Annotated in this window: 9 protein-coding genes; all 9 read left to right on the plus strand. The window is 73.7% G+C overall.

Annotated elements, in window-relative coordinates; all coding sequences use genetic code 11:
• Nucleotides 1-141: 141 nt before the first annotated feature.
• The 9 genes from eccD to AB0C22_RS07625 all read left to right on the plus strand — a co-directional run bounded on the left by eccD (nucleotide 142) and on the right by AB0C22_RS07625 (nucleotide 9172).
• Nucleotides 142-1533 (plus strand): type VII secretion integral membrane protein EccD, encoded by a 1392-nt coding sequence (eccD, locus tag AB0C22_RS07585; RefSeq protein ID WP_357534104.1) that lies wholly within the window; start codon nucleotides 142-144, stop codon nucleotides 1531-1533.
• A gap of 4 nt (nucleotides 1534-1537) precedes the next feature.
• The gene (eccB, locus tag AB0C22_RS07590; protein WP_219463187.1) at nucleotides 1538-2932 is read left to right on the plus strand and encodes a type VII secretion protein EccB; all 1395 of its coding nucleotides are present in this window, start codon (nucleotides 1538-1540) and stop codon (nucleotides 2930-2932) included.
• 66 nt (nucleotides 2933-2998) lie between these two features.
• A complete protein-coding gene (locus AB0C22_RS07595) occupies nucleotides 2999-3295 on the plus strand; it encodes a WXG100 family type VII secretion target (protein WP_204923310.1) in 297 nt (98 codons plus the stop codon).
• A gap of 31 nt (nucleotides 3296-3326) precedes the next feature.
• Nucleotides 3327-3623, plus strand: coding sequence for a WXG100 family type VII secretion target (locus AB0C22_RS07600; RefSeq protein WP_208567484.1), 297 nt, complete (start codon nucleotides 3327-3329; stop codon nucleotides 3621-3623).
• A gap of 61 nt (nucleotides 3624-3684) precedes the next feature.
• The gene (locus AB0C22_RS07605; RefSeq protein ID WP_357534106.1) at nucleotides 3685-4083 is read left to right on the plus strand and encodes a hypothetical protein; all 399 of its coding nucleotides are present in this window, start codon (nucleotides 3685-3687) and stop codon (nucleotides 4081-4083) included.
• Nucleotides 4084-4087: 4 nt separating this feature from the next.
• Entirely contained in the window at nucleotides 4088-6199 is a 2112-nt protein-coding gene (locus AB0C22_RS07610; protein WP_357534108.1) for a hypothetical protein, read from the plus strand.
• A gap of 24 nt (nucleotides 6200-6223) precedes the next feature.
• Nucleotides 6224-8311, plus strand: coding sequence for a hypothetical protein (locus AB0C22_RS07615; RefSeq protein ID WP_357534110.1), 2088 nt, complete (start codon nucleotides 6224-6226; stop codon nucleotides 8309-8311).
• A gap of 82 nt (nucleotides 8312-8393) precedes the next feature.
• Nucleotides 8394-8840 (plus strand): YbaB/EbfC family nucleoid-associated protein, encoded by a 447-nt coding sequence (locus AB0C22_RS07620; protein WP_357534112.1) that lies wholly within the window; start codon nucleotides 8394-8396, stop codon nucleotides 8838-8840.
• The gene (locus AB0C22_RS07625; protein ID WP_357534114.1) at nucleotides 8840-9172 is read left to right on the plus strand and encodes a hypothetical protein; all 333 of its coding nucleotides are present in this window, start codon (nucleotides 8840-8842) and stop codon (nucleotides 9170-9172) included. The genes AB0C22_RS07620 and AB0C22_RS07625 overlap by 1 nt, the downstream gene beginning before the upstream one ends.
• Nucleotides 9173-9272 lie beyond the last annotated feature (100 nt).

The following is a 9272-nucleotide window of genomic DNA, read 5'->3' on the forward strand; positions in this document are numbered from 1 at the left end:
TCCCTCCACCCGGGGCCGTCGGCCCCCCTCCACAACGGAGCGCGGGCCGTTGCGGGTCGATCCGGTTTCCCGGGGCGACGGCGAAAAGAAAATTCCGCAGAGCCGTTGAACGATCTCCGGGCGGCTGTCGTTGAAGGGGCCGTGACGGGCACCGAGACCGAGCAGATGTGCCGGCTGGTCGTACGCGGACCGAGCCGGCAGATCGAGGTGGCCGTGCCGGTCGGGGTGGTCGTCGCCGACCTGTTGCCGGCGCTGCTGCACCACCTCGGCGACGGGTTGGCCGACACGGGGTTGAGCCACGGCGGGTGGGTCCTGCAACGTGCCGGCTCACCCCCGCTGGACGAGGAGAGCACCGTCACCGCGCTCGACCTGCGCGACGGTGACCTGGTCCACCTGCGTCCGCGCGCCGACCAGTTGCCCGAGGTCGACTTCGACGACCTCGTCGACGGGATGGCGACGGGGGTGCGGGACCGGCCCGGCCGGTGGCGTCCCGAGCTGATCCGCCCGGTGGTGCTGGCGCTGGCCGGTCTGCTGCTCGGCGTCGGCCTGGTGGCCCTGCTCATGCCGGGACCGGTGCTGCTGCGGGCGGTGGCGGCGCTGGCGGTGGCGACGGTGGCGCTGGGTGGCGGTGCCGCGGTGGTCCGGGCCGGCGGTGAGCGCGGGTTCGGCGTGTTGCTGGCCGTCGCCGCTACCGGCTACGCCGGTCTGGCCGGGCTGGTGCTGCCCGGTGACGGCGCGGCCGTCGGGCCGGGGCTGACCGGGCCGCAGGTGCTGGGCGGGACCGCGACCGGGGCGGCGGTGGCGGTGCTCGCCGCCGTACTGCTCGGCGCGGCCACCCCGGTCTTCGTCGCCGGGTCCACCGCGCTGCTGCTGGGCGTGCTCGGCGGGGCCGTCGCCACGGTGGGTGGGCGCACCGGGCCGCAGGCGGGCGCGGTGGTGGCGGTGGCCGCGACCGCGCTGGTGCTGATGGTGCCCCTGTTCGCGTTCCGCCTCGCCGGGCTGCGCCTCGCCCCGTTGCCGACCCGACCCGAACACCTCCAGGAGGACATCGACCCGGAACCGGCCGGCCCTCTGATGGACCGGGCGCGGGCCGTCGACCGGTTGATGACCGCCCTGTACGCCGGGCTGGCGGCGGCCACCGCCGTGGCGCTGCTGTCGGTGGCGTACCGGGCGGGCTGGGCGGAGACGACCCTGGTGCTGCTGGTCGCGCTGGTCTGGTCGCTCAACGCCCGACCGATGACCAGCGCCTGGCACCGACTGACCCAGGCGGTGCCCGCGCTGGTCGGACCCACTGCGGTCGCCGTGCAGGCCCTGGCCGGTGCGGGACCGCTGGGGCGGGTGGTGGCGCTCGGGGTGCTGCCGGTCGCCGTACCGGCGCTGCTGCTGGCCGGTCGGAGCCTCACCGGGCGGCGGCTGACGCCGTACTGGGGGCGGGTCGGGGACCTGACCCTGACCGCGGCGGCGGTGGCCCTGCTGCCGATCGGCCTCGCCGTCCTGCACGTGTACGACTACTTCCGGGCGATCGGGGGCTGACGTCGTGCAGTCCCGACGTGACCAGGTGCAGGCGCAGTCGCACCTGCTGGGCCGGCTCACCGCCGCACTGGTGGCCGGCGAACCGGACGGCCTGGAGACGCCGCACCGGCGTACCACCGTCGGGCTGCTCGCCGGGGTCCTGGTCGCCGCACTGGTGATGGGCGGCTTCACCCTGTACGGCTTCTTCTCCCCCGGTGGGGCCACCGCCTGGCGCAAGGCCGGATCGCTGGTGGTGGAGAAGGAGACCGGCTCGCGCTACCTCTACCTGGGCGGGCGGCTGCGCCCGGTGCTCAACTACGCCTCGGCCCGGCTGCTGCTCGGTGAGGAACTCGCCGTCGTCACCGTGTCGGCGAAGTCGCTGCGCGGGGTGGCGCACGGGCAGCCGCTGGGCATCGTCGGCGCTCCCGACGTGCTGCCGGCCGGTGGCCTGGCCGGGGTCGGGTGGACCGCGTGCGCGCCCAGCGCCACGGATCTGGCCGGCACCGAGACGACGGCGTTGACCCTGTCCGTCGCCCCGGCGGCCGATGGGACCCCGTTGGCCGCCGACCGGGCGGTGCTGGTCCGGCCCGCCGGTGACCCGACCGCCGGCTATCTGATCTGGAACGGTCACCGGTTCCGGCTCACCGCGCCGTGGCTGCCGGCGGTGCTGGGCCACGACGGGCCGCCGGTCACCGTACCGGCGGCCTGGTTGGACCTGATTCCCGCCGGGGTGGACCTGGGGCCGGTCGCGGTGCCGGGGCGCGGGGAGGCCGGGCCGGAGGTGGACGGGCAACCGACCCGGATCGGTCAGCTGTTCACCGCCCGACCGGCCGACGGAGCGGAACGGCACTACCTGCTGCGCCGCGACGGGCTGGCCCGGCTGACCCCCCTGGCGTACGCGCTGCTGGCCGCCGACCCGGCGACCGTCGCCGGGTACGGCGGCCGTGCGGTGGTCCCGACCGTGCTGAGTCCGGCGGCACTGGCCCGGCTGCCCCTCGCGGCCCGACCACCCGTGGCCGAGGAACTGCCGGCGGTGGCGCCGGCGGCGGCCTCCCGGGCCGCCGGCCTGGCCTGGTGCCTGCGGTTCGGTGCCGACGGTCGCCCCCGGGTCGTGGCGGCCCGGCCGGTGCCGGCGACCGGCATCGTCCGAGGCGGCGTCGGGGTGACCCGGACGGCGCACACCGCCGACGCGGTGGCGGTCACGCCGGGACGGGGTGGGCTGGTGGTCACCGGTCGCGCCGGACAGCCCGGCACCGGCTACCACCTGGTGACCGACGCCGGGGTGAAGTACCCCCTCGCCGGTGCGGCGGTGGCGGAGCGGCTGGGTTACGCCCCCGCGACCGCGACCGTGGTGTCACCGGACCTGATCGATCTGCTGCCGACCGGACCCGCCCTCGACCCCGCCCGGGTCGTCGGGTGAGACCGGCCGGTCAGCGGAACCGGCGACGCGGAACCGCCGCGGCCGCCCCAACCGGAAGGAGCGCCGATGCCACTCGGCAATGAGGTAGACGAGCAGACTATCCGCAGCACCATCTCGGCGATGAACCAGACCGACGCCCAGTGCGACGCGGCGCAGCGCGCCGTCGACAACACGTCCAGCTTCCTGGACACCCAGTGGCGTGGGGAGGCCAAGACCGCCTTCACCACCTCCATCCAGCAGTGGCTGGAAGGGCTGAGCAAGGTCAAGCAGGGGCTGCTCGACCTGAACACCGCGATGACCTCGCACTACCAGACCAGCGCGCAGGTGGAGCAGGACAACGCCCTCTCCGCGAGCTGGACCTGACCACCGACCGACCCCTCACAAAGGACGACCCATGCCGTCGTACGGACTCAACCCCAACGGTCTGCTGGACAGCTCGGCCGAGTTGCAGGGCGTGACCAACAGCATCCAGAACTCGATCGACGAACTCAACACCGTCGTCCAGACGTACGTCAGCGCCAACTCCGGCGACACCCGGGAGGCGTTCACCGCGGCGCAGGCGAAGTGGAACGCCGGGATCGAGGAGATGCGCCGCGCGCTCGCCGACGCCTCGTCCCGGCTGGACCAGATCCACGACAACTACCGGCTGGGCGACGCGCGGGGTGCCGCGCTGTTCCAGGGCAACGTCTGACCTTCGGTGTGGCGGGCGGTACCGGGCCGCCCGCCCCCCACCTCACGGAACGGAGCACCAGATGCCGATCGTCATCGACGAGCCCTACATCACCCAGCTCGTCGCGAAGCTGAACAGCCTGCGGGACGCGGTCGACACCGCCACCTCCGGGCAGGGCCAGTACGTCTCACAGACGCTTCGTGACCTGGTCGTCTCGGCCGGCACGAACAACTTCGAGCCGGGCAAGACCATCCGCGACCAGCTCAACAAGACCGGCGACACGCTGCTGGCCCGGATGACCACGCACCGGACCACGATGAACAGCCTCGCCGTGGGGCTGACCGAGCTGCTGGCGAACTCGGAGTACATCGAGTCGCTCAACTCGATCACTGCCGAGCGCTTCCTGGAGTTCCTGCCCGGCACCGGCACCGGCACCGGCACCGGCACCCCGCCCAACCCCACCCCGAACCCGACGGCGTGATCCGGTGACCGCGCCGTACCAGGACATGTCCCAGTGGACCTGGGAATCGATGCTCCAGAACGTGTTGGGGGAGGGCCGGGACGGTCCCGACGGCACCGGTGGCACCATGCTGGACCGTAGGTTGGTGGCCGGCCCGGACGTGCGGTGGCTGCGTCTCGTCGACCACCTGGACGACGTGACCGAGTCGTCACAGCCACCCAGCGACGGCGACGTGACCAACCGGATCGACTCGCTCGACGGCAACGAGTTCTTCCTCTACCGGATCAGCTCGGTCGGCTCGGTGCGCGACGGGAAACCCCACTACACCACCCGGACCCAGTTCATCCAGGTGAAGATCGTCTTCAGCGACTCGCAGACCGAGGGGGCGCCCTCCCCGCGCGGCGCCTTCGAGACCTTCTACAAGTCGAGCGAGGGGGCGTTGCAGCGGCTGACCAGCGGCACCAACCCCGTGTTCAGCTGGAAGAGCTTCGCCGACGCCGCCAAGATGCTGCACGACGTGGAGAACAGCCTGATCAGCACCGAGCGGGAGCTGAAGACCATCCTGGACCGGGTCGGCGACGACGCCTCCGGGTTCCAGGGCAACGCCTCCGGCGTGTTCATCGGGGCGGTGGCGAACATGCGTCGGGACGTCCACCGGCTCGCCGTCGACATGAATGCGAACAGCGCCGACCGGGCCTGGTCCGATCAGGTCGACGACGTGGTCGACGACATGACGACCTTCCGTAACAAGATCGCCAGCTCGTTCCGGGAATTCAGCGACCACACGTTCCAGTGGTTCAACGGCTACAACCCGACCACGCTGATCGACTCGTTGAAGAAGATCGTCACCGAGGTCAGGACGGGCAACTTCAGCCAGGTCACGGTCACCCTGCCGGACGCGTACGGCAACGGCACGGTGAACAGCGGCACCTTCAACCTGATGACCGAGGCCGGCTGGCAGAGCGTCGACAACATGATCAAGGGTGCCTGGCTCGGCCAGTTGCGGGAGCTGGACGCCACGATGCGTACCGAGCTGGCGCGGTTGACCACCCGGCTGCGGTCCGTCACCCACCTGGTGAGCGTCATCTCGCCCCCACCGACCACCACCGGCACCACCCCGCCGCCGGGCGGCACCCCCGACCTCAACGGTCCGGATCTGAACGGCGGTGGTGGCCCCGACATCGGCGGTGGCGGTGACCTGGGTATGGGCGGTGGTGGTGACCTGGGCGGTGGCGGTGACCTGGGCATGGGTGGTGGCGGTGACCTGGGCGTGGGCGGTGGCGGTGGTGATCTGGGCGTGGGCGGTGGGGGTGACCTCGGCGGGGGGTCCGGCCTCGGTCTCGGTGGCGATCTGGGCCTGGGTGGTGGGTCGGGCGTCGGGAGCGGGACGGGTGGCCTGGGACTCGGTGGCGGCGACCTCGGTGCCGGTGGGTCGGCCGGCGGGCTCGGCGGCACCGACTGGGACGACCTGCTCGGCGGTGGCACGGGCTCCGGCTCGGCCGGTGGCGGCAGCGGTGGTGGGCTCGGTGGTGGGCTCGGCGGCCCCGGCCTGGGCGGCGGTGTCGTCGTTCCCGGCCTGCCCCCCGTGCTGGGTGGGCCGGGCAGCCTGGGTTCCTCCGGCGGTTCGGGTGGCGTGGGCGGGGTCAGGGGCGGCGGGGCGGGTGGCCTCGGCGACGACACCACCAATCCGTCGGCGCAGTTCCCGACCGACGTGGACGGCGTGGACGTCGGCAACCTGGGCGGCGGCTCACCGGCGGGCGAGTCCTCGACCAGCGGGGTGGCCCTCGGCAGCGAACTGGCCGCGTTGCTCGGCGAACCGGCCGGCGTCGGGCCCGGCGGCAGCGGGGCACGGGGCGTCGACTCCGCCGGCTCGGCGGCCGGCGGGTTGCCGATGATGCCGCCGATGGGCGGCATGGGTGGCATGGGTGGGGGCGGTCAACAGGGGGAGAAGGACCGTGAGCGCAAGACCTGGCTGGAAGAGGAAGAGGACGTCTGGGGCACCGACCCGGAGTGCGGGATGGCCGTCATCGGCCGGTCCGGACAGTCCGAGGAGCCGACCGTCACGGTGCCGGCTGCGCCGCGCCGACCCGGTCAGTCGCCCGGCCCCACCCGTACGACGGGACGTCGCCGTGGCTGACCGGCGACCCGGGCGGGTCGCGCGGTGACCGCCCCGAACCCGCAGTACGCCGGCTGGACCTGGGAACGGATGCTCCAGGACGTCCTCAACGAGGGTCGCGACGGCACCGACCAGGGCAGCGGCACGCTGATCGACCGCGACCTGGTCGCCGGCCACGGGGTCTCCTGGGTCCGGTTCGTCGAACGACGGACCCAGGAGCTGGACCGGGGCACCCGCCCCACGGTCGACCCGGGCGACCGGGAGCTGATGGGTTACCGCCGGGTCGGACCCGGGGTGGACGACCCGCAGCGGGACCTCTGGGAGATCGTGCGGGGCCACGTCACCTTCTGGGAGGGGACCGGCGGCCCGCCACCGGCCACCGCGTTCGACAGCTTCTACCGGGCGAGCGTCAACGCCCTCACCCGGTTGTACGCCGGCACCAACGGCTGGTTCAGCGAACGCAGCTTCACCGACGCCGGCAACCTGCTGTGGCGGGTCGAGCAGACGCTGCTCACCACCGCCGCCGAGCTGCGGGTGCTGCGCGACGGGATCAGCGGGGCCGGTTCCGGGTTCGAGGGCTCGGCCTCGGCGGTCTTCGTGGCGGCCCTGAACACCCTGCACGCCGACATCGACCGGCTCACCCGGGACATGAACGCCACCAACGAGGCCAACGCCTGGTCGGACCGGGTCTTCCGGCAGTCCAACGACCTGCTGATGTTCCGCGAGCGGATCAACGACGCCTGGCGGGAGTTCAGCGACCACACCCACGAGTGGTTCAACACGTACCACCCGACCGCGCTGTTCAGCACGGTCCGCAGCATCCTCGCGCAGGTCGACCAGGGCAGCCTGAACGCGGTCGGAGTCACCATCCCGGACACCTACGGCACCGGGCCGGTCAGCGGCACCTTCGACCTGACCACCGCGGCCGGCTGGACCGCTCTCGACGTGCTGCTGCGCACCGCCTGGCTACGCCAGCTCGTCCGGCTCGACCTGGCGATGCGCGACGCGTTGGCGCAGCTCGTCACCGCGTTGCGGGAGACCAGCGGGATCGTCAACCGGTTCGCGGGCCCGCCCGGCGGCGGTGACCAACCGCCCCCACCACCGGGCACCTCGGACGGCCCCACCGGCGGTCCACCTCCCAACGAGGTGCACTCCACCACCCAGTTCGGCGGCACCGGATTCGACGGGACCGGCGGCGGTGGTGCCGGATTCGACGGGGCCGGTGGCGGCGTACCGGACCTGTCGTCCTCGTTCTCGTCCTCGGGAGCCGGCGGGACGGGCGCCGCTCTGGGCGGCGGCCCGACAGCCATCGGTGCGATCGGCGCGTCGGGCGGGGGCGGGTTCGGCGGGGCGGGTCTGTCGGCGCTCGGTGCGGCGAGCCTGGCCGGCGGCTCCGCAGACCTCAGCGTCCTCGGCACCTCCGGTGTGGCCGGCGACGGCGTCGGCGCGGTCGGTGCCCTGGGGCGTACCGGCGTGGGCGGCTGGGGCGGCGGTGCGCTGGCCGGGGTTGGTGGTCTGGCCGGCGGCGTTGGTCCGGTGATCGGCGGACGGGCCGGCGGTGGCGCTCCGGACGGCGACCGCCGCTCCGGCGGCGCGCTGGGCGACTGGGCCGGCGGCGTCGACATCGGTGACCTGGCGGACGGGCCGGTCGCCCCGCCGTCGCGGGCGGCCGTCGGCGGCTCCGCCGTCGGCCGGGAACTCGCCGCCCTGCTCGCCGGCCCGCTCGGCGGTGCCGGCGGCGCGGGGCTGCCTGCGGGCACCGGGTTGCCCGCAGGCACGGGGCTGCCCGGCGGTGCCGGGTCGTCCGGTGCGGCCGGTGGCCCGGGGTTGTCGGGCACGGCGGGCAGCGGATCCCCGGTACCAGGACAGCTCGGCAGCCGGCCGTTCGGGCCGCCCGTCGTGCCGTCGATCGGCGCACCTGGTGGTCGGGACAGCGACGCGGGCGCCCGCCGCACCACCCGGTTGACCGAGGACGAGCAGGCATGGGGAGCCGACCCGACGTGTACGGCGGCCGTGGTCGGCCGGACCGATCCGCCGAGGCGGCAGCCGGTGGCGACGCCGGTGCAGGCGGAGCAGACCCCCGCCACCGGCCCGGTGGTGCACGGCCGGGAACAGGCGCGCGGCCGGGGTTGACCGCCGTCGGCACGCACGACGGGTCGACCGTCGTGGTGCCCCGCAGCAGACGAACCGCAGAGACAACCGGAGGTGAGGACAGATGTCGAGTCCGTTGTCCAACCAGGTCGAGCAGGCGCTCGCCGAACTCGAACGGCAGAAGGCCGCGATCGACGAGATCCAGGGTGGCCTGCACACCGTCTACAGCACGGTCACCGCGAAGAACCGGGCGGTGGCGGTGACCGTCGACAGTCGGGGAGCGGTCACGGCGATCAAGTTTCCGACCTCGGCGTACCGGACGATGGCCGGTCCGGAGTTGGGGGAGTTGCTGGTCGACACGATCGAGGCGGCCCGGGGCGAGGCGATGGCCCGTACCGTCGCCGCGTTCGAGTCGCTGCTCCCCGCCGGCCTGCCCATGATGGACCTGCTGACCGGCGGGGCCGACCCGGAACACGGCCCGCTGCCGATGGACCAGCTGCTCAACGAGATGTTCCGGACGGCCGGGCCGGCCGACGACCCGACGCCGACGCCCCCGGCCGGAGCCCACTGATGCCCCCGGCCGTGGGGCCGATCGGTGCGGACACCGGCCGGCTGACCAACCCGAACTTCGACCCGTTCACCGAGGAACTGGACCGGGTGCAGCGGGCGCTGCGGCGCAGCGACACCGACCATCCCGGACTCGTCGGGGAACCGTACGCGGACATCGACGAGATCGTGGCGAACCTGCCGAAGGCGTCGGTCGGCGCGGACCTCATCCGGCTGCTCGGCGCGGTGCCCCAGGGCTACCAGGAGGACCTGCGGGAACTGGGCCGACTCCTGGCGAGCATGGAGGCGACCAACGCCGACATCTCCGGCGGGGTCAACAGCGGGCGGCACACCTAACGGCCGACAGCACTGCCCGCCCCGGCGGGCAGTGCTCCGGCGCACGGGCCTTCAGTGCTCCGGCAGCCGGGCAGACAGTGCTCCGGCGGGTGGCCGGGCA

The organism is Micromonospora sp. NPDC048894, from assembly GCF_040649765.1.
GTDB classification, from domain to species: Bacteria; Actinomycetota; Actinomycetes; order Mycobacteriales; family Micromonosporaceae; genus Micromonospora; species Micromonospora antibiotica.